This is a genomic window from Mastigocoleus testarum BC008, assembly GCF_001456025.1.
In the GTDB taxonomy this organism is placed as follows: domain Bacteria; phylum Cyanobacteriota; class Cyanobacteriia; order Cyanobacteriales; family Nostocaceae; genus Mastigocoleus; species Mastigocoleus testarum.
Window position 1 is genome coordinate 56,936 of the sequence record NZ_LMTZ01000126.1, and the last position, 21,664, is coordinate 78,599.

General features: G+C 37.2%; 17 protein-coding genes and 1 pseudogene. 10 read left to right on the top strand and 8 right to left on the bottom strand.

Annotated elements, in window-relative coordinates; all coding sequences use genetic code 11:
• Positions 1-108: 108 nt before the first annotated feature.
• Together BC008_RS32810 and BC008_RS32815 are read right to left on the bottom strand one after the other, a co-directional pair.
• On the bottom strand, positions 109-534 hold the full coding sequence (locus BC008_RS32810) for a tellurite resistance TerB family protein (protein WP_027843267.1): 426 nt from the start codon (positions 532-534) through the stop codon (positions 109-111).
• Between the two features lie 155 nt (positions 535-689).
• Entirely contained in the window at positions 690-2,030 is a 1,341-nt protein-coding gene (locus tag BC008_RS32815; protein ID WP_027843266.1) for a 16S rRNA (cytosine(967)-C(5))-methyltransferase, read from the bottom strand.
• Positions 2,031-2,442: 412 nt separating this feature from the next.
• On the opposite strand from BC008_RS32815, the gene BC008_RS32820 reads away from it, so the two are divergent.
• Entirely contained in the window at positions 2,443-2,676 is a 234-nt protein-coding gene (locus BC008_RS32820; protein WP_027843265.1) for a hypothetical protein, read from the top strand.
• Positions 2,677-2,938: 262 nt separating this feature from the next.
• On the opposite strand, the gene BC008_RS32825 is transcribed toward BC008_RS32820, so the two are convergent.
• The 4 genes from BC008_RS32825 to BC008_RS52825 form a co-directional block, all read right to left on the bottom strand.
• A complete protein-coding gene (locus BC008_RS32825; protein ID WP_027843264.1) occupies positions 2,939-3,157 on the bottom strand; it encodes a hypothetical protein in 219 nt (72 codons plus the stop codon).
• A gap of 177 nt (positions 3,158-3,334) precedes the next feature.
• A complete protein-coding gene (locus BC008_RS32830) occupies positions 3,335-4,447 on the bottom strand; it encodes an amidoligase family protein (RefSeq protein ID WP_036265368.1) in 1,113 nt (370 codons plus the stop codon).
• A gap of 628 nt (positions 4,448-5,075) precedes the next feature.
• Positions 5,076-5,624: a hypothetical protein gene (locus BC008_RS32835; protein ID WP_027843263.1), complete on the bottom strand. Its 549-nt coding sequence runs from the start codon at positions 5,622-5,624 to the stop codon at positions 5,076-5,078.
• Positions 5,625-5,953: 329 nt separating this feature from the next.
• The gene (locus BC008_RS52825) at positions 5,954-7,024 is read right to left on the bottom strand and encodes a Ycf66 family protein (protein ID WP_058184239.1); all 1,071 of its coding nucleotides are present in this window, start codon (positions 7,022-7,024) and stop codon (positions 5,954-5,956) included.
• A 340-nt stretch (positions 7,025-7,364) separates the two neighbouring features.
• Between BC008_RS52825 and gndA the strand changes: the two genes are divergently transcribed.
• Positions 7,365-8,822: an NADP-dependent phosphogluconate dehydrogenase gene (gndA, locus tag BC008_RS32845; protein WP_027843262.1), complete on the top strand. Its 1,458-nt coding sequence runs from the start codon at positions 7,365-7,367 to the stop codon at positions 8,820-8,822.
• A 769-nt stretch (positions 8,823-9,591) separates the two neighbouring features.
• Positions 9,592-10,185: a hypothetical protein gene (locus BC008_RS32850; RefSeq protein ID WP_058184241.1), complete on the top strand. Its 594-nt coding sequence runs from the start codon at positions 9,592-9,594 to the stop codon at positions 10,183-10,185.
• Between the two features lie 327 nt (positions 10,186-10,512).
• Here the strand turns inward: BC008_RS32850 and BC008_RS32855 are convergent, their stop codons facing one another.
• The gene (locus BC008_RS32855) at positions 10,513-11,535 is read right to left on the bottom strand and encodes a hypothetical protein (RefSeq protein WP_027843261.1); all 1,023 of its coding nucleotides are present in this window, start codon (positions 11,533-11,535) and stop codon (positions 10,513-10,515) included.
• A gap of 804 nt (positions 11,536-12,339) precedes the next feature.
• Between BC008_RS32855 and BC008_RS32860 the strand changes: the two genes are divergently transcribed.
• The 3 genes and pseudogenes from BC008_RS32860 to BC008_RS32875 all read left to right on the top strand — a co-directional run bounded on the left by BC008_RS32860 (position 12,340) and on the right by BC008_RS32875 (position 13,989).
• Entirely contained in the window at positions 12,340-12,855 is a 516-nt protein-coding gene (locus BC008_RS32860; RefSeq protein ID WP_058184243.1) for an enolase-like domain-containing protein, read from the top strand.
• Positions 12,856-12,873: 18 nt separating this feature from the next.
• Positions 12,874-13,539, top strand: a pseudogene (locus BC008_RS51750) (mandelate racemase/muconate lactonizing enzyme family protein); the annotation flags it as partial.
• A gap of 99 nt (positions 13,540-13,638) precedes the next feature.
• On the top strand, positions 13,639-13,989 hold the full coding sequence (locus BC008_RS32875; protein WP_027843260.1) for a hypothetical protein: 351 nt from the start codon (positions 13,639-13,641) through the stop codon (positions 13,987-13,989).
• Positions 13,990-14,001: 12 nt separating this feature from the next.
• On the opposite strand, the gene BC008_RS32880 is transcribed toward BC008_RS32875, so the two are convergent.
• Positions 14,002-14,592, bottom strand: coding sequence for a hypothetical protein (locus tag BC008_RS32880; RefSeq protein WP_027843259.1), 591 nt, complete (start codon positions 14,590-14,592; stop codon positions 14,002-14,004).
• A gap of 278 nt (positions 14,593-14,870) precedes the next feature.
• On the opposite strand from BC008_RS32880, the gene BC008_RS32885 reads away from it, so the two are divergent.
• The 4 genes from BC008_RS32885 (at position 14,871) to BC008_RS32900 (ending at position 21,531) form a co-directional block, all read left to right on the top strand.
• The gene (locus BC008_RS32885; protein ID WP_027843258.1) at positions 14,871-15,449 is read left to right on the top strand and encodes a Crp/Fnr family transcriptional regulator; all 579 of its coding nucleotides are present in this window, start codon (positions 14,871-14,873) and stop codon (positions 15,447-15,449) included.
• A gap of 148 nt (positions 15,450-15,597) precedes the next feature.
• Positions 15,598-16,566, top strand: coding sequence for a Rieske 2Fe-2S domain-containing protein (locus BC008_RS32890; protein ID WP_027843257.1), 969 nt, complete (start codon positions 15,598-15,600; stop codon positions 16,564-16,566).
• A 246-nt stretch (positions 16,567-16,812) separates the two neighbouring features.
• The gene (locus tag BC008_RS32895; protein WP_027843256.1) at positions 16,813-17,076 is read left to right on the top strand and encodes a hypothetical protein; all 264 of its coding nucleotides are present in this window, start codon (positions 16,813-16,815) and stop codon (positions 17,074-17,076) included.
• 1,515 nt (positions 17,077-18,591) lie between these two features.
• The gene (locus BC008_RS32900; RefSeq protein WP_058184249.1) at positions 18,592-21,531 is read left to right on the top strand and encodes a beta strand repeat-containing protein; all 2,940 of its coding nucleotides are present in this window, start codon (positions 18,592-18,594) and stop codon (positions 21,529-21,531) included.
• The last annotated feature ends 133 nt before the right edge of the window (positions 21,532-21,664 follow it).

Sequence of the window (21,664 nt, forward strand, 5' to 3'; positions counted from 1 at the left end):
ACATCGCATGCAGATTTAGAAAAGGAAAAGGTATCGGAGATGTTGTAAATAGGTCAGTAGGGGCAAAGTAAATACGATTTACTAAGCCCCAAATAAAAAAAATCAGATTCAGCGATTAACTTCTACCCAACTACGGTATAGTTTCTGAATTTGTTTGAGAATCGCATTAAAACCAGCTTCACTTGAACTACTAGTATCAGATAATTGTTGCAGTTTAGCCAAAAACTTTGCTTCCTCGGTCGCAACTTCTCCGTCACTATAAATTAAACCACTGATCGCTTGAAGTAGATTTTGATAATCTTCAGCAGTGGGGGAGTCACCTAAATACTCTTTGATCCACTGGTAACATTCCGCTGGCTTGACCGTCACTAATTCATACAGCCAAGGTTTGATTTCTGGGTCAGATTCTATTCCTTGTTCTTGAGCTATTTTGCGAATATATTGCCTCTCTTGTGGCTGAATTATGCCATCAATCCAGGCAGCTCCCATCAGAATTTTAACTAATTGTTTGACGTTGGTGGAATTAGCAGCCATAACTACCTCCTATGGTAGTAATGTGTCCATTTGAGATTGAACGGCACAATGGGGATTAGGGATTATAGGGATTAGAAATTGGCGACTAGGGATTGGAAATTGGAAATCAAGAAAAAATACTCATTACCCATTACCAATTAGCCATTACCAATTACCTAACTATTACTTTTTCTTAGGCGTGTCATAAAAAACCCATCCATATTGTTTTCGTGTGGCAATACTTTCAAGTACCCCTGTGATGTATTGTACCTAGTTCCCAGTTCTTCCAAGCGCGAATATTCAATTTTCCAGTTTGGATTTTTGTTGAGAAAAGCTTCAATAATATTTTCATTCTCCCGTGGATGAAGGGTACAAGTCGCATAAACTAATACTCCTCCATCTTTCACAACTGTTGCTACATGGGATAGTAATTCTTGTTGAAGTTGTGACAATTCATTCACAGAAATGGGAGTTTGTCGCCAACGAGCATCAGCATGACGGTGTAAAGTACCCAAACCCGAACAGGGTACATCCAATAAAACTCGATCAGCAGAATTCTCTAACTGGGTTAAATTACGACTATCTACAGTTATTGTCTCAATAGATTTAAAACCCAGACGCCGGACATTTTCCTGAAATTTGCGTAATCGAGAAGCAGTGCGATCGCACGCCCAAATTTTGCCGCGATCGCCCATCAATTCAGCGATATGAGTAGTTTTTCCTCCAGGTGCAGCACAAGCATCTACAATTACTTCTCCGGGTTGGGGATCTAACAAATGACTGACTAACTGAGCGCTAGCATCTTGAACTGTCCACCAACCTTCTTGAAAACCAGGTAATTTTTGAATCGATCCCGTGCGACCCATTAATCGTAATGCTTGTGGTGTATCCACAAGGGGTTGAGATAAAACATCTACGGATTGAAAAGCAGCTTCAACTTCTTCTAAACTAGTTTTCAGTGGATTAACCCGTATATCAATAGTTGGTGTTTGGTTCATCCATCTGCACAATTGCTCTGTTTCTAGATCGCCAAACTGTTCTACCCATACTTTCACAATCCAATCAGGAAAACTGTGTAAAGTTCCTAAACGTTTAATTGTTTCCTGTGGTAGTTGCAAAGGATCTTCTTTTTCTGCAAGTCTGGCATATTGACGCAGTAAGCCATTTACAAATCCTGATAGCCCCTTAAAGCCATTATCTTTAGCTAAAGCAACGGTTGTATTTACTGCTGCTGAAGTGGGGATTTTTAGTTGATAGCGCAACTGATACAGACCTAAATGTAAAATTGTGCGCAGATCTGGAGGTTGTTTATGAGATTTTTTGGTAGCTAATTGGTCAATTAGAGCATCTAAGGTTCGTTGTCTTCTAACGCTACCGTAAACTAATTCTGTCATTAGACGCCGGTCATTGTCGCTTAAACTGGCTTTTTTTAATACTCTATCTAAAGCAACATCAGCATAAGCCCCTTTGTGAACTTCTTTTAGGGCAAAAAATGCTAATTGACGGGCGTTAAGCATGTGAGTCAAATTTTGAATATAAAAGTGTGGGTTTCGTTACAATAAAACTATTTGGGAAATTATTGTATGGATTATCTGCTAAATTAAATTAACTTTAACCCAAGAATACACTTTTTATTTAAGAACGCACTTAAATTTCCGATATCAGAGCAAGATACAGTGTAGATAAAAATAAAGTTTAGATTTCAGCAAGGAAGTCCCCTAGGAATAGCTTTTGATTCAGATTATCTTGGTATCAAGTTTGGAGTATTACAAATAGCTAATTTTCCTGCAAAATTATATAACCTTTGTGCTTATGGTTTAATTTAATTCTATGTAATAATAACCACATAAAAAATAAATTATTTCCAAGAACGAATCAGTTAAAGTAGTATTATTTTTTACTTTTATTCAAATTCACTGAGGCGAGATCGTGCCAACAAATTTAATTTTATTAACTGCTGCATTAATTTCTGCCTGGTTTATCTTTAGAGCTTTAATTAATGTATTCAAAACTTTTCTCAGTACAGCAGTTGCTGTTTTTGTAATCATTATTCTTTTAAATGCTTTTGGCTTTACACCCGAAGATCTAATTAGAGAGATTACTAATTTACCAGAAACTTTGGGTAATTTTATTGAACAGGTTAGAACCCAGTTAAGCCTTTAGCTAATAAAGATTTATACTCAAACAACTTAAATAAGTTTTAAATAAATAAGTTTTGAAAGTCTGCCAAACAAAAATATCCCACCGTAGCCGTTAATTATAATTTAAAATCTCAATGGTTAACAACTTTAGGGAGTGCGAATCAATCAAGTATTCCATTTTGTTGCAGATCGCTAGATTGTGAAAGCACAGCGCGGCTTCAACACAGTTATTGCTATGGGATCTTTTAATATTTGATATTTACAGTGGTTTCAAAGTCCCAAAATTAAGATTTGGGATATGGATCTCCTGGTTTTGTCCCTGGAGGTACGGGACTTAAAACAACAGGACCAAATTCACCTGGAAGTATCATATCTGTCCAACCAACCATCCGTTCATCATCACCTAAGAAAACCAACGAACCACCGTTAATGTTTTGAATCTCATCATCTGTAAGATTTTCAGAAAAAAAGTCTGCAAAACCATCTTGGGGAAATTCTTGCATAAAAATCAGCCTCAAATTTGAAAAGTAACTCGCTGGATCGCATCTTGCTTTCAGCTAGCTTGATTTCAAGCGCTTAACCCCTTCCCACTAAAATATCATACGACGGGAGATAAATAAAATATATGAAGTTTTCGTGTAGATACTTGAATGGGATCGGTAGTTATTTATTACAAAAACCTAAGATACTTTTGCCGCACGAGATAACCAAAGGATACGTAACTCTTCAGACATAGGTAAGGATAATAAAAATTCTTTTACAGTAACCAAATCCCATTGCAAGAGTGTTGCTGGTGATATTTTCTCCATTGAGATAACATAATTGAGTACAGCTTCAATCAACATTGCTGACTCTAAAATCGGCTTCGATTCGAGCCAGACAGGAAATATACGCACCTCAAAAGTGTGTTTGCCAGGAATATGATGAATTAAATTTTTCAGGTTAAAGTCACAATATTTTGTTAGCTGAAGTTTAGTGAGTCTGGTTTGAGCTTCTTCCCAACTCAACTCTCTAAAGTCAGATTCATTTACCATTTCCAATAAATCATAATCCCAAACTCCCAGCCTTCTACATTGGGGATTAGTTCCTACTAACTGTTTTAAAATTTCTCCATAAGTCCACAATATATTAACCAAATTTGCAAAAATTCTTGCAGAACACAAAGCTTTACCATCAAAGTGTATATGAGTTGCCCCTTCACGAGGAATTGTGAATCCAAGAGAACGTGCTATTTCCAGAAGTGGTTCCAAGTACTGGAAATGATCTTTGCTGATGGGTGGGGTAATTAATTCACAAGGACGTTCTCGTTCTCCCGGAAGTGGTGCAGCGATCGCAATTGGGTTACCTGTATTATCAGCGACTCTAATCATTCCCTCTGGCCCAGTCTCGGTATCGGTACCGAACAAAGCTGCGATTGGCTTTAGGACTTGATTTAGTGAAAATAACGCATCAGACTGGCAACTAACAAGTTGAAGTAATCTCGTATCATCACTCACAATTCTATACCATCCCGGTTGTGGTTTTTGAGCTTTGTCTAAATCATCTTGTAAAGTCAAATCGTCAACACAACGAGCAATTAAATTTCCTTGTGGATAAAAAACCTCAAATCCCAAAGTAAGATTTTGAAATACTTGCGTTCCTGGAACCTGACTTGGTTCGGATTGTGGATAAAAAATACGATGCACCGAACCATTATATTTTTCAGCAATGGATTCTGCTAAGTCTTTTCTACTTAGCCCCATTGGTGCCATTAATTCTATTTCAAGACCAATTTTCCAGTTCAACTCAGACATAGATTCAAAATACACCCTAATAGACAGCAAGGTCAGCAAAATTACAGTTTTTTTACAGAGGTTTTGCACTGTAAATTCCCTACAAGTACTGTCACCTCCACAAACAATTTTGTCAGAGTGACCAGGAGAAGTTATGTTATCTCAACCGTATAATGGTGTCATCTAACTTATGAATATCAGCAGATTAAAACAATAGTTTTTGTACTCAGTATTCCTTAAGGAATCCAAATAGCAGATGACCTGACATTATATTGGCGATAGTTACATTTTGACGCTCGAACATCCTATAAAATGTAATATGGAATCGCTTTTAAGTTCTTTATATTACCTATTCTCTTAAAGCTTCCTATTTTTTACACTTGTCTATTCTTCATCTGGGCAGTCTTCGATCACATTACAACATCTACCCTGGGACATATTAACCCCAACTCCAGGATAGTTTGACAGGAAATGGTGGTGCGAGGTTTAACTGATATCTCCTATCTTGACGAAATACTAAATACAAAACCTAAATCAATTTATTAGATCTATTTTGCTTGGATACTTAGCTGTTGAATTAGAGATAGATGAAATTACAAATTAAAATACAGCCAAACCACAATGCCCACACAATCAATTTATTTACTATTTATTGACGAGCAAATCGTAACGCTTCTTCAATAATTTCGTCATTACCCATAATTAGATTACGCTCGATGCGAAGTTTAGCATCAAGTGGCGTGCGATCGCCCCAAAATTTAGCAAGGTCTGATGCATCTTGGTAATTATATTTAGATTCTGAGTAAAATCTATAAGGATTGCGGTTCAAAGAAGATCTTGTTGACCCCAGAGCTTGAACTCTTGCATCGACCAAAAATTGTTCGAGAATCGCAACAGCTCTTCCTCCTGCCATAATTTTTCTACCGATGCGTGCTTTAGATTGGTCTATGGACTGTCCCCAATAATCTGCAAGAACGCGTGCGTCCCAATAATCATAACCACTTCTAAAGAATGCATTAATCTCTTTTTTTCTATCTCTCTTAGCAATTAGGTTGTAGTTACTTTGGTGTTGAATGTTCCACTGAGAGGATCTATCAATTTGAGTGACTGATTGAGCTAAAACCGTATCGACTGAAGCTGCAATCGAAGCAATAAAAACACTGACTGATAGTAATAAAAACTTTAAGTTATATTTCATACTTAAATTCCTTCTTGATTTTGCTTGGAGCCAGTTTATATTTGAGTACTAAAGATTAGTTGAACTCAATTTTGAGCTTGTTGGAGGGATACTAAACCTCTACTAAGTCCACAAATACATCTTTACTGTTTAATACAGTTATATTGTTATATTTTTCCGAAAATTCCAATCCAGAACATTCAGACTTAAAAGATTGCAACAAATAAACCCGATTTCTCGAAGAAACCGGGTAATTTGCATATTAATCCAGTTTTTTAATCTATCAACCAGGAAAAATAAATTCCTTAGAAATGATTGATATTTGCAGCAAAGATTTAAGAAGAAAGTTGTTAGAAGCTCGGATAATCAGGTCGCCTTTTTTCAGGCGATCTATCTTCAGGATCGATCTGAATAAAAGTAGCTTCTTCCATATCGTCGTCTATTTGTTCCAACCAACTTGGCGTATCTTTAGTCACTTTACCTTCTGAATTCTTCACCTCCTTACCACCAGGAGTTGTAATAGTAAACTCAGTTGTATCAATAACCTCGGACTCTTTTTTTGCCTCTGTATTTTCTAACTTTGCATTTTCGACTTCTTTTTCTACTTGCGGTTCATAAATGGTAGTTTCTACAGACTCCTCTAAAGTGTTTGTAGTTGCTGGAGGTTCTGGTGTTTCAACTTCCTCTGTATCAGGAGTTACGATTGTAAACCCAATATTATTAGGAGGTTTTAGCTCGTTTGTTATCTCGGTTGTTTCCGGTTCTACTTTTTCAGTAGTAGTTTTTTCTGTTTCCTCATATGTTGTAAAGCCTACATCAGGCTCAGAACTAGTAACTTCTACTTTTTCTTCAGTTGGATTAGCGATCTGTTCTGAGGGAGGTTCAACTTTAACTTCAGCAACTTCTGCCACTTTAGGGGCTTCAGTTGAATTTTCAGCATTTTCAGCATCAGCTATTGCATCAATAGCTGCTTTATCTAAAGTTGTTGATTCAGTCCCACTTGCAGTAACATTTTGCTTTTGCTCTATTTCAGCTTTTTTGGCAGAGAATGTACTAGTAATTGTACTTACTAACTGAGTTAACTTTTCTGATATCGAGAGTTTTTCAAATTGTTCTTGAATGTTAGTTTGTAGCGCTCCCATAGAGGGAACGGGAGTTTTTTGTCCTTCTGGTGTCAACTGGCGGCGTAATTCCAAAGTTTGCCAACCAAACCAACCGAGAAGAGCCACACTAGCCAAGTGACCCAAAAATAAACCGCCAGTAATACGACCCGAAAACACCCAGAGCATTAGCGCGTAAAAAAGTCCTACACCACTCCAGATAAAATCTTTCTTGCGGTGGATTTCTGGAATAAAGAAAGCCACTAGATACAGGGCGATGCTACCAATAGCGACCGCCAATGCCAGGAAATGTGCCAGCATTTTCTGGTTACTCCTTAATATGTCTTACGACTGGGGCATTGGACTGAAAGGTGTCAATTAATAGATCGCGAAGTTGTTAAATTATTGACAAATTATTGACTATTCGCCATCTATAATTTTGTTCCCTTATTCGCCATTCCCCATCCCTATGTTAGATATTTCAATTTGACATATTTTGCAAGCGGATTATAAGAGAAGAAACAAATTAAAAATTTTTATTTGTGTAAATCCTATTTTTTGGTAATTTCTGTCAAGTCTTAATGTCTTCTTTATGAGCGAACTGAATTTCTCGGACTACCCTAAAAAATGAAAGGATATGCAAGAGTTAGCCAAAAAATTTATGACACAACAAAGCTTTGGTGTGATTGGATTAGCTGTTATGGGAGAAAATATCGCTCTAAACGTAGAGCGTAATGGTTTTCCCATCGCTGTTTACAATCGCTCTCGTGAGAAAACAGATGCTTTCATGGCTTCTCGTGCTGGAGGAAGAAACGTAAAAGCCGCGTTTGATTTAAAAGAATTTGTCGGATCCTTGGAACGTCCCCGCAAAATTTTGGTAATGGTAAAAGCTGGTAGACCAGTAGATGCGGTTATTGAACAGTTAAAACCATTGTTAGATGAGGGTGACATTATCATCGATGGTGGCAACTCTTTGTATGAAGATACTGAAAGACGCACCCGCGAGCTCGAGCCCCAAGGTTTTAGATTTATTGGCATGGGTGTCAGTGGTGGTGAAGAAGGAGCCCTGAACGGTCCCTCATTGATGCCTGGAGGCACGGAAAGCTCCTATGAGTACCTTTCACCCATTTTGACCAAAATCGCCGCTCAGGTGGACGATGGCCCTTGTGTTGCTTACTGTGGTCCTGGTGGTGCAGGACATTATGTCAAGATGGTTCACAATGGTATCGAGTATGGTGATATGCAATTAATTGCAGAAGCATATGACCTACTCAAAAATCTTGGCGGTTTGGATCACAAGCAATTACACGAAGTTTTTGCTGAATGGAACACTACAGACGAATTAAATTCGTTTTTAATTGAAATTACAGCCGACATCTTCCCCTACATCGATGAAGGTACTGGTTTACCATTAGTAGATCTAATTCTTGATGCTGCTGGACAAAAAGGAACTGGTCGTTGGACCGCAGTAAACGCTTTAGAATTAGGTGTTGCCATTCCTACCATTGGTGCAGCAGTAAATGCTCGGATTATGTCATCCTACAAACAAGAGCGAGTTGCAGCATCTAAAGAACTTTCTGGTCCTAATGGTAAGTATCAAGGGCAGACTAAAGAATTCATCAAGATGGTAAGGGATGCCCTTTACTGCTCGAAGATTTGTTCCTACGCTCAAGGAATGGCTTTACTTGCTAAAGCTTCTGAAGAATACAATTACAACTTGAATCTGGGCGAAATGGCACGGATCTGGAAAGGAGGTTGTATTATTCGGGCTGGATTCTTGAATAAGATCAAGAAAGCTTTTGACGAGAATTCTTCACTCGCAAACCTATTGTTAGCTCCTGAATTTAAGCAAACAATTCTTGACAGACAAAATTCTTGGCGCGAAGTTGTTTCTACCGCAGCTAAACTAGGAATTCCTGTTCCTGCATTTAGTGCTTCCTTAGATTACTTCGATAGCTATCGACGCGAGCGCCTACCTCAGAACCTCACCCAGGCTCAACGCGATTACTTTGGCGCACATACCTACTTGCGTACAGATAAAGAAGGAGTTTTCCACACCGAGTGGGTACCCATCGCTGAAGCGACCGTCAGCGATAAAAGTGTTGTGAAAATGGACTAGTCATAAGCAAAGCTTATAACTGCCCGTATTGGCATTAAAGTTAGACGGCACTGCTCTATCCGCACACTTGTGTGCGGAAAAAATCAAAACCCCAACTAAGCTAACACCTCAGTTGGGGTATTTCGTTAATAAATTAAATTACCTATCTACAGCGAAGCGAACCATTATTGTTTGTTGACCGACTTTTACTAACGTAACGCTGCCCTAACGTCGGAAGGAAAAAGGAAGATGTCAAGAAGCGCGTTTCCCATAAAGGTAATGCTGGCGTAGCCAAAAAAAATCTTCCTTTCTTCTTTTAAACGCGCTACGCGTTCGCTGTAAGCGCGTGCCAACAAAACTGCATCCTTGCCCCGTCCATGAGGGACGGAGGAGGTTTTGAACGCACTACGTGTTCATCCGTAAGGATGCGGATAAAGGGAGGAGTGCAAGCAACTTTGGACGCGCTGCGCGTTCACTGCAGGTGCCTCTAACGGCAAGATTAAAACTTCTTCCCTCTTTCTTCTTCCCTCGTTGTGACATGAATAAAAAATTGCACGCAAGCATGCAATGAATAATGGGAACTATATCTTAAATTTTTTCAATCAAAAGTTAAATTTCTTATACCCAAAGTTAACTTTCTTGGCAAAAACACGTATAATTTTAGACTAACTAGTACTCTGGTATTTTAGAGAGAAACTCAAAAAATAAATAAATTTAGGAGGCGATTTTATATCTCTATCGACTAATTTTTTTATGTCAATTTTTTGAAACTCCGAAGAGTGACAATACCATGAAACACAGTATTATATCCCTAGGGCTTCTTGCATCTATCGGTTTAACTGGTTGTATCGAGCCAAACGCTTTGTCTTCGAAGTCTTCAAACTTTATTACATCTCGCTTACAATCGGCTAAGTCCACAGCTTATGGCAAAAAAGCAAAAAAATTTGACAAACCTGCCTACATCAAGGAATCCATCAAGCAATACTTAGAAAGTCACAAAGCTTCGGCGGAAGATTCTCCTTTTACAACAGAGTATATAGATCTAAATGGAGACAACGTTAAAGATGCTTTAACCCTGCTGAGTGGGGTACGCTTTTGTGGCTCGGGCGGTTGCACGATGCTCATACACCAAGGAGTTGGCAACAAAAAATTTAAACTAATCTCTGTAACAAACTTAGTGAAAATACCAATCACGATAAATGACACTAAGACAAAGGGTTGGAGAGACATAACAGTACAATATGCAAGCAATATACTGTTTTCAAAGAAAATAATATTAAGATTTGATGGCAAAGGTTATCCTAGCAATGCAGCTAAGGAGCCAAGAGCCAATGATAGCAATATTTCCGGGGAAAAACTTACTTTTCTTCAGACTGGAACTTAATCTTACTGCTGTTTCTGTGTGATGTCAAGTGGATTGGCAGCTTTACGATACGCTTCTGGTACAGTATGACAAAAGCGATTTTAGGACGGCAAATTCTAGTGTTCAACAATAACAATTAGGGAACTATCACGCTATCACAATCAAGGTTTGCTGTAGGTGCTGTTTCTGCTTGATATTGAACAGCAGGTACAGCACCGGATCCTACATTTGTTTCCTACAGTTGCACTGTTGCCTGAAGTTTTGGCAAAAATTGTTTTTTGTGTGAGTTACTCTTTTTGCGATTATGAATTAACTGAGGAATAAATTAACCAAGCCATGTCTGTCTTGTTAATCACTTACTACACTAATTGAATTAAGGCTTTCTTCGTTCCAGACATAATCTTTCATATCATTAGGCCATGGAACTTCATCTGGTGTTGCCAGTTTTAATACTTTGTTGCTTAGCTTCTCATATAAAGTATTGAAATCACCAATTTCCATATTATTTTTGAGAAATGTGTGACGAAGAAGCTCTGTAGTGAACATCATATTATGTGCTTCAAAACTACCTTGGGGAAATATGCGAGAAAAAATTAGGAATTTTATATCATCTCGTTTATACTTAGCTGCTTTTTGTGGTGTAATACCTAAGGTGTCTGGTACTACATCCCCTTCAATCGAAACCATGATATATTTTGGTCCTTTTGCCCAATTTTTATAACCATTCCCGAAGGCGAAGACATTTATTACCTCGTTCGTAACCTTCTCCCACTCCGCAGACCCAATTTGTCGCTGTTTAAGATTCCAAAATTTTCCATACTGACCAATAAATTTTCTTTTAGCACGATGAATCGCTCGAGCTAATAAAATAGTCCCATGGCTATCGCCGGAGAAATTTACAGGTGTCTCGTTTTCTATAGCACTCAAAATCAGGCTTGTAGTATTGTTAATTGCCGGGCTACCTGATAAACCAATACGATGAATTGCAGCGTCAATCCAGTCAAGAAGTGAATCAATGAACCTGGAAATGGGATTTTTTCTAATAAAAGAAGAATTATTCAAGTTAGCAACCCCAGTTTTGAGAGTTGCTGCATATCTGCGACTTCTTCTCGAAGACTCTTCTTCTATTTGACCTAGTCCAGGAATAAATATTGCGAATAGTTCTCCTTGATCGTTTTCTGGGTAGTAAACAATTTCTTGGGCAATTGTTGCGATCGGGTTTGCATCGGCTATGACATCATCAAAATCAAAAATCTCTTCAGTACCAGGATTTTGCAATTGTCCATCAAACTTCTTATCGGGAAATAGAATTTCAAGTGGCCATCTCCACCAATTGGATTTGACCTGTTTTGCCTTATCTTTACCATTCATTAGAAGTCTTCTGTTCCGTAAAAGTGTATATTTTCAATTGATTTTACTGCTGATACTAATTTCTTTTAAGATTGCTACACTTAGAACGCGGCAAGCCGAGCATTTATGAAAGGAAACAGCGCGACTACCCCACAACAACACAGGTTGCCATCCGGCGCAGGCACCCTGTAAGCTGGGAATGCTGTTTGCTGTACGCACCTGTGCGGGTAGCGCGTTCAAGCAAGACAGGGAACTCTCTTAATCTCAAGAGAAAACTCTTAACAGGGAACTCTTAAAAGGGAACAGATTCAAATCATTGATATATTATATTGGTATATTTTTAAACTTTGGTATATTTTTAATTACAATTACTAGATTAAAAAAGTAAACTTTCACAGGTCTAGCACATTAATACCAAGGCAACATAGAACTGACTATAAAATAATTTTAGCCCAGAGGGCGTAATAACAGATACTAAGAGTATAAGGCGGAAAGTCAAGAATTATATGAAGCGTCTTACAAATTATTGCGGATACTTATTGCGGGTAAATTATAAACAATTATCCGAATCCTCAGATAAATCTATGGGATTTCCTTCTTGTTTTTGAATCACTCGTTATTAACTATATCGCTATATATTTTATGGATATCACAAGTATGATATGTCTTATTTTTGATTCCTGAATAAAAAATAATTAAGTTCATATAAATATTGCTAGAATTAACTTTAGAAAACAAAGATAAATGACGAATAAATTTAACTTCTGAGTCCGCATATTCCTGAGATTTAAGGGCTTCCTATATTTACAAAAGTTTAATGAAATAATGACTTCGCAATCGGCTTCTGCTCCAAACACACCCTTGCTAGAGTTATACAAAGTTTTCTCATCACCTGTAAAAATAGCTTCGATTGAACTTTTACAAACTAAGCTTACTCATAGAAAATTTCCCTTACTACGTTTTTTGTCTAAGGGTCGGCAAATTTATTTGATACGTACTACTTCTACCGATGGAGCTAGGGGAATTGCTATTGCTAATGAACGTTTTGCATATCTTTACCCAATTTTGCAAAAGTTAGTAATTCCTTATTTTATCGGTAAGGATGCGAGAGATTTACCATCCCTTATAGATGGGGTTTACTTATTCTCTTCTAATTATAAGTTGTCTGGTTTAGCTTTGTGGTGTTGTGTTGCCTGGCTAGAACTGAGTTTACTCGATCTTCTCGGAAAAGTATCAAATCGACTTTTAGGAAAACTTTTGGGAGGAGCGATGGCCAAATCTATTCCTGTTTATATCTCCAGCACTCGTCGTGATACCACACCAGAAGAAGAAGTTGCTTGATTAGAAAAATCTCTCGAAGAAACACGGGCTAAAGCTGTTAAGTTCAAAATTGGTGGAAGAATGAGTCGGAATGCTGATGCTGCTCCTGGACGAACAGAGGGTCTTGTATCTTTAGCACGCAAGACTTTTGCGTCGGATATAGATATTTATGTAGATGCTAATGGATCTTACGATGCAACCGCAGGAATCGAAGTAGGTAAAATGCTTGAATCCTACAATATTTCTTTTTTTGAAGAACCTTGTCCCTTTGACGATTTCGAGCAAACAAAATGCGTTGCTGATGCTCTTTCTATTCCCATTGCTACAGGGGAATAAGAGACTAGTTTTGCTCGTTTTCAATGGATTTTGAAAAATCGGGTTGCGGATATTATCCAACCAGACATTATTTACAATGGCGGCATAATACGCACTCTAAGAGTCGCACAAGAAGCTAAGAAAGTGGGAATTCCTGTTGCGATTCATAATCCACGTCCTGGAGCCGATATAATTTACACTCTTCACCTGGCATCTTGCTTAAACACCGATTATCTGGAATATACAGCCAATTCACAAGAACAATATAACTGGCTAACACCCAAGCTGGAAGCTAAAAATGGTCTAGTAGCAGTTCCTCAAAATTCAGGACTAGGTATCAGCATTGATTCTAATCTCCTACGTCGAGCGAAAAGGATTAGGAATTGGTAATGGGTAATGAATGAGTCATTGATAATTGGTTTTTCCCATTACCTCTACTCAAACACCTTATGGGGCGACAATCGGAATAAACTGCGATAGTCTAGTAAAATGAATTACGAAATAGCTCGCAAATTACTGATTGCTCAGACGAGCAATCCTGAAGAAAATCCTGATGCCTTAATTGCAAGGATGCAGCAAGGTAAACCCCCTATTCCCGGACAGGTGACATCTATTTTACTGGCGCTAAAGGTATTACATGAAGGTTTGAAAGATTCCACAACTTTAGATAGAGAGCTCGCTTATAGCTTGTATAAATTAACAGTTAATTCTCAAAAGCTATTTGCTGCGGGGCACAAAGCAGGTATAAATTGGCCTCCACTGCTTAAGGAAGATTTATTAAGAATCGGCAGTGGTTGCGAAAGTATATTTTCTGGTGTCTGGAAACACATCGAATATTAACGACTGCGAATATTAACGACTTTGTAATTCAGTTTTGAGTTTTTCTAAATCGCTTCTTAGAAGAACTGTGATTTTTCCAAAGTAAGCTTTGCCATTTTTGGGTTGAGCAACTTCTACCCAATAAGCAAAGCGATCGCCAATCCTGAGTTCTCCTTTTAAAGCTTCCCGAATTGGAGTTTTGGCAAAGCGAGCTGAGTTAATTACGCTCTGGTTGGGATATTCATAAACTTTATCAGAGCGATTGTAGTCTTGATAGATATCCAAGCCGTAAATCACTCGCAAAGATTCTTTTAGACGTTGGAATGACATACCATTGATGGCGTCATACATAGTAATTCGTTCGCTACGAATTCTACTTCGATTGGTAGGTACTCCAACTTTACCGGGAGCTAATACAGAAGAAAGGAAACTAAATCTTTGGGCTGCTGTGTCACTTTTTTTTACAAATAATCGTTCTCCACTCCTTGGTTGCAGAGTAGGATGTGCTTTAATCCAGGTACTAACTTTTTCTACCGCTTCCCCCGGTAAAGCATGAGCTTGGGAATTAAATACCAATAAGGATAAAGAAAAACTAAAAAAACTGAGTAGGGATTTATTTCGCATTTGCTTTTCCAAACTAATGATGTATTAACCCTTTGGTTACCTAATACCAAATTGCCAAATTACAGGAGTACGATAGTAGTTTTCCCTAATTAAGAGGATTTATTTACTTTTAAATGAGGGAACAGCGAAATTTACAGGTTTAAAACTAGCAACAGCTAATGAACAGGTCGCCAGAAAAAAGACATCTTGTCTTAAATCAAGTTATTGGGCAGATAAACAGAAACGTGAGAAAATTAGAACACAAAATTAAATTTTTTAGCAAACATATTTAGATGTGGATGCATGAACCATTTTATGCATTTGTCGAGAGATTGTTACCTGAATTCAAAATCGACACTAAACTTGTTGGAAGTCTCGTAAAATCTGTAAAGGTGCGTAAGGGAGAATTCTTATTTCGCGAGGGCGATATTTGTAGTTTTGTCGCTTTTACTCTCCAAGGATGTCTCAGAACTTTTGTCCTAAAAAACGGTAAAGAATACACTCTTTTCTTTCATACAGAACATCAAACCTTGGGGGATTACGAGAGCTTTCAAAAGCATAAACCTGCCTGCTTCTCCTGTCAGGCAATTGAGAATTCTGAGGTTTTAATATTTGATCGTCAAGCAATGACTTGTTTCGAGGAAGCTCCTGAAGGTCAAAAATTGCTAAGAGCGGTAGCTGAAGACCTTGCATTTATGCTGAGAGATAAGTTACTTTCTCTTTTACTCGATACTCCTGAAGAACGCTATCTTCAGCTGTTGGAAAATGAACCTCAACTATTACAACGTATTCCCCAGTACTATCTCGCCTCATATTTAGGTATTGAACCAGAATCTCTCAGTCGTTTAAAGCGCAGAGTTTATCAGCAGAGAAGTTAAAGTAGTTAGTCGTGTAAAGATTTGAAGTAAAAATAATATTTTTAAAGATTCTCTCAGGTGCAAAAGAAATTCTTAACTCAAGTCAATGCAAGTGACAAGATTTACATCATAGATTGGTAGTTAATTAGCAATAAAACTATTTAAAATAATGAATGCGATTCTTCCCGGAGCTCCTTGGCTAGTTGCTCATCGTTCTATGCTGGGGATAAATAAACCTTACAAAATTACGCTCAATAATTGTGACTATGTTATTTGGCAAAATAGCCAAGGAAAAATTTTTGCCCTAGAAAATGTATGTCCTCATATGCAAGCTCCTCTTTCTAATGGCTGGATTTGTCAAACTCACAGTTCTATTACTTGTCCTTTTCACGCGCTGGAATTCAATGGGGAAGGAAAACTTGTCAAGGATGGAGAACCAAAGGGAGAAGCTATTGCAAATGCTTTGGATTTGATTGTCCAAGACGATCTGATTTGGACTTATGGGATTTTTGAACCGCGTTTACCCATCCCCAATCTAATTTCTGAAAGGACAAAAGGTTTTAATTTTGTAGATATTACAGGTAGTAAGAGTATTCAAGCTAGTTTTTTCAATTCTATTAGAATCAACTATGACTTCAATCATCAAAATGGCGTTCACCATGACATCTTCAGAATTCGAGACAATCCAGTTCAAAGTTTTGATTCGGATGGTTATTATGCAAAAGTTATCCAAACTTTCCTGCGAGAAAACAACACATTGAATGAAATTCTCCAGAACCCGTCTTTATTAAATCTTCCCAAACAAATAGTAAATGAACTGGAGTACAGTTTTCCTTGTATTACCCTGTTCAAAGCTAAAATTTCTCTGGGTGAGATACTACAATTTTTCATTCTTTATCCAGAAACTGAAAATAAGACACGGACGTTCGTTATTTTGTACGGGAATTGGTGCAACCCTATGATGAAGATACCTGGCTTAAGATTTTTAATTGAGCGATCGCTTCTAAAAGCAACCGCTAAGGTTGTAGAACAAGACTACACAACAGTAGAAAGTTTATATCCCCAACAAGAGCCAAAGATTAGATTACCTAGGGAAGAAATTATGTTTTACGTCCAGAAACTTTACCATGAGTGGTGATATGATTTTCGCTAAAGTTTCCCTTTTCATTGTGTACGCAACTATTTCCCATGCTCTGCAAAATTGATTGACAATTGGTTGACAATGGAAATTGTTTAGCTGTATATTCTAGCCTCGCTCTATAAATATAAACTTAGTTCAAAGCCTAAGTTCCCCACATCCCTTACTCTTCTGTCAAGATAAGTGTATGCTAAAGCATCATGTAATTAAAGGTACTTTTGAACGCTCAAAATGAGGAAGTAAAAAATGGCATTAGAACCTTGTAATGTTTGTGGGACTTTAAACAGTGATGAAGAGGAAATTTGCCTTAGTTGTGGTTATCCTACCAAAGGGCGCAAACGACCTGCTATCTTTCAATGGGCTGCGATCGCTCTTGTTTTGGCGTTTGCTTTGCCTATGCTTATGACCCTGGTAAATTTTATTCAACCACAACAACCAACACAACCAGAATCTAACACAACTAAATCTTCGAGATTAATGGATCGTGAGCTACAAAACATTGAGGAGTGAGTCCACGCTATAACAAATGATGGAGCTGGGACTCATCTATGGAATTGCAAGTTATCCGTGAATAACAGCTTATTGGATTAGGTTTGGAGGAACATATTATTGACTTCGAGTGAAGAGATATGACAGCAGTATTAAAAGCTGCAGAGGTTGATTTTCTTGAAGGTAAGCATTGTGAAGAATTCGAGCAAAATCCAACTTTTTATTATTGTAAAAAAAAATAGAAAAATTAGTTAGATATTTAGAATTTTGTCACAGTTGGGACAATTTCAAACTTATTTCTGTTAGATATTTGTAAGTGGAGCCAAAATATAGAAATGGAAAAGTAATGCTCTTTTATAGAAAAGACGTTATTTTTGATAGCAAAATATGATTTAACAAAGATTGAAAAAGTTTACAAAAAATAATCATTTAGCTGTTTTTAAATCAAAAGTTTGGGTCGTCAGACAGTGGATAAAATGAAGATAAGATTATTTATAATATATTTTCAATTTTATTAAGATTATTTTAATTTACCATTTAATTTTTCTCAGATAATTCTTATGAAAAACTCAGTTAGCAATCAGTGGTTACTCAGGGTAAGTATCGATATTATCGTTAGGATAAAGAGTAAGTACAAAAACTTACTATTGTCAGTTACACTATTTTTGACACTCTGCCGTCCTATAAGGACGGAGATTCTTAGTTCAACGAGTTCACTTAAACTAAATTCCTTACGGTATCTAGCTCAGAGATGCTTCTCTCCTTAAGCGTTTAACCCATAGAGCGAGTTGGTTCGGACATGCCCTGCCCTACCTTGAGAAGACTAACAAAATTTGGTTTCTCTGTACTTGATGCTTAAAGATTTTACCTGTGCAAGCTTTTTTCTGCACAAAACCCTATATATGAAGGTTTTCAAGGTTCGCTACCTCTCGGCACTGGGTGTTTTAAGAGGTTGATTACCCTAACCTCTGCCGTGAATTATATCAGAAAGTCGCCTTATAAAAGCGGGGCTTTAGACCCAAATTTTTCGGTAAAATTAACAGATGTTTTCACAGGTGCATAAGTTATTTGTACCAACCCCTAAGTAATTAATATCCCGAGCAATAATCATAATCAATTGTGGAGTTATTAAGTCATGAATTTTCTCAAAACCTGGATTCAGTTTGTATTTATTTACTTAGCGATCTTCTTGTGTATTGATACACCGACAGCAAATAAGTTTGTTGAATATGTAGTTACCTATTAAGTCTTTACAGATAAAATATATTCCTTACAAGGTAATTACAATTACGCATTATCAAATCTAAGAATAAATACAGGTCATCGATATTTGGGACACTTAATTAAATTAAGAAAATCTTCAGTTTTTAAGGACATTATCATAAAATATTTGATTGAGTTTCCCTTATTATTTCGCTGTTATATTCCACAATATATATATTTTAGAATAAAATTCTTAACATAATGTTTACTGATGCTTAAAACTATGCAATAAAAATATTAATCTACCCTAAATGTGCTAGCTAACTCTGAAAAATGTTGAGACAACCTTTGGTTGTGGTGAATTATTCTATCTTTCACAAAGTGATTCGTTTATCAACTATCGTTTCACTCCAGTTTTTTCTGGGTTTTTTAAGTATATTTTGGCAAAGTTCGGCAAATGCTCAAATTACCCCAGATGCAAGTTTAGGAACTGAAGCTTCAAGAGTTACTCCCAATGTTGAAATTAAAGGTTCACCTGCAGAAAGAATTGATGGTGGTGCAACTAGGGGAATAAACCTATTTCATAGTTTTTCCGAATTTAATGTTGGAGAATCCCAAAGAGTTTATTTTAATAATCCTGCAGGTATTGAGAATATTTTAACCAGAGTCACAGGGGGAAAAGTATCTAATATTTTGGGAACCTTGGGTGTAGATGGTAGAGCTAACTTATTTTTTATTAATCCTGGTGGAATCGTATTTGGTCAAAATTCCAGTTTGGATCTAGGAGGTTCTTTTGTTGGGAGTACTGCAAATAGTTTTGTCTTTGATGATGAGTTTAAATTTAGTGCAACCAATCCACAAACTCCACCTTTATTAAAGATAAATGTTCCCACAGGGTTACAGTTTGCAGGTAATCCAGGAAGAATTGAGAGTAAGTCAACTGCACCTGCTGGAGTGAATTTATTGGGAAGACCTGTTTTTGGTTTACGAGTACCTGATGGTAAGAGTTTGCTACTGGTGGGTGGAGATATCATTATTGATGGAGGAGGATTGCATGCTCTGGGTGGTCAAGTGCAATTAGCTGGAATTGCAGATAATGGGTTCGCAAGACTAAATGTTAATAGTAAAATTCCGAATTTAAATATTCCTGGTAATACCCCAAGAACTGATGTTGTTATTCAAAACCGGGGTAGGGTAAATGTAGTTGCGAATAATCAAGGTAGTATTAGTGTTCATGCCAGAAATATAGAAATAACAGGAGGCTATCTGTTTGCTGGAATTGCTTCAGGGTTAGGGAGTAATGAAAGTCAGGCTGGAGATATTACTTTAAATGCTCAGCAATCTACTGTAGTCAAAGGGTTTAGTATTCAAGGAAGAAAAATAACAAGTAGGATTGAAAGCCTAGTAAATACTGGAGCAATAGGTGAAGGTGGTGATATAAAAATTACTACTGATTCTTTTTATGTCAAAGATTTTTCTGCTGTTAGAAACTCAACAAAGGGTCAAGGTAACACGGGGCGTATTTTGGTGCAAGCTCAAGGTAAAGTTTCTCTTAGCGAAGGAAGCACTATCTTTAATCGCGTATTACCAAATAGTATAGGTAATACTGGTGGAGTAATAATTAAAGCTAACTCATTCTCTTTGTTAGAGGGCGCAGAAATACAAACAGGAAATGAAGGTGGAGTCGGAAACGCCGGAAATGTGAAGATTGATGTGCGTGGTCATATTTTATTCGATGGACTTTATAGCGATGGATTTGCTAGTGGTATATTTACTGGCATAGACCCACAGGGAATTGGAAATTCTGGAGACATCAACATTAAGGCTAATTCTTTTACTTTAAGCGATGGTGCTCGTCTACAAACAAAAACTGAAGGACAGGGAAACGCCGGTAATGTGAAGATAAATGTGCGCGATCGCATTGTCTTCGATGGAGGTAGGACAAATCCCAATTTAGATTTTCAACACTTAACTGGAATTTTTACCACCCTGGAAACTGATAGTTTCCGCCAAGGGGGAAATGTTGAAATCGACACAGGTTCCGTAACCATTAAAAATGGGGCTGAGATTACTGCTAATACTTTTAAATTTGGTAATTCAGGAAATATTACTATAAGAGCAAGAGAAAGTGTAATCTTAGATGGTTTTAATAGTCATGGCGGTACAAGTGGTGTTTTTGCTGCAATTGGTAATCCTAAATTTCCCAGTGTAGGACAGGGGGGAAGTATTAATATCTTTGCACAGTCCCTTTCTCTGACTAATAGTGCTGCAGTTACTAGTAGTACCAGCATTGGGAGTAAAGGTAATGCAGGAAAGGTTGCAATTGTTACAAGCAAAGGAGTGATAGTTAAAGATAATGCAAACATTATCGTAGATAATCAAGGGTCAGGTATTGGTGGGGATGTTGAATTGAAAACAGACTTTCTAACTCTTGATAATGGAAAAATAACTGCTAAAACCCGCGCTAGTAAAGGTGGCAATATTACACTTAAACTTAAAGACTTATTATTACTACGTAATAGTAGTCAAATATCAAGTACCGCAGGAAATCAACAGTTTGGTGGTGACGGTGGTAATATAAATATTGATACTCCCTTTATAGTTGCATCTCCCCAAGGAAATAATGATATTACTGCTAATGCTTTCAGTGGTAGAGGTGGAAATATTAATATAGCGACTCAAGGGATTTTCGGTTTATCTCCACGGAGCAGAGAAGAGTTACAAAGTTTATTAAACACGAATAATCCTGCAGATTTAGAACCTGAGAACTTACCTAGCAGTGACATTACCGCTATTTCTCAACAAAACCCCTCCTTAAGCGGTCAGATATCTATCAATAATCTTGTTGAACCCTCACGGGGAACAGAAGAGTTACCCACAGATGTGGTTGATGCAGCAAGTTTAATTAGTCGAAATATTTGTATTGCTTCAGGTCAAAGAAGTCAGTTTTTTATTACTGGAAAGGGTGGTTTACCTCCTTCTCCTTATAATGTTTTCGATCCCAATTCGACTTGGGAAGATTGGAGCGTTACGAAAGAAAGAGAAATATCTAAACCAAAACCTAAAACTAAACCAACGCAAACAAAAAATCAGTTATCGAAGCCAATTGAACAGAACAAAAATGAACAACCTAATCCAATAGTACAAGCTCAAGATTGGGTATTGGATAGTAATGGTAATGTAGTTCTAACTTCCAAGCCAGTTAAGGTTACTCAACAAAGTACTTGGTTACATCAAGAAGATTGTCTCCGTTTAGGAAAGAAGAAATCATAAAATATGCGATCGTTTGTCCTTGCGGTTTTCCTATAAGATTCCACAACATATATTTTGTAGAATAAAATTCCTAACAGAATGTTTACTGACGGTTAAAACTATAGTAATAAAAATCTTAGTCCTGTCCTAAATC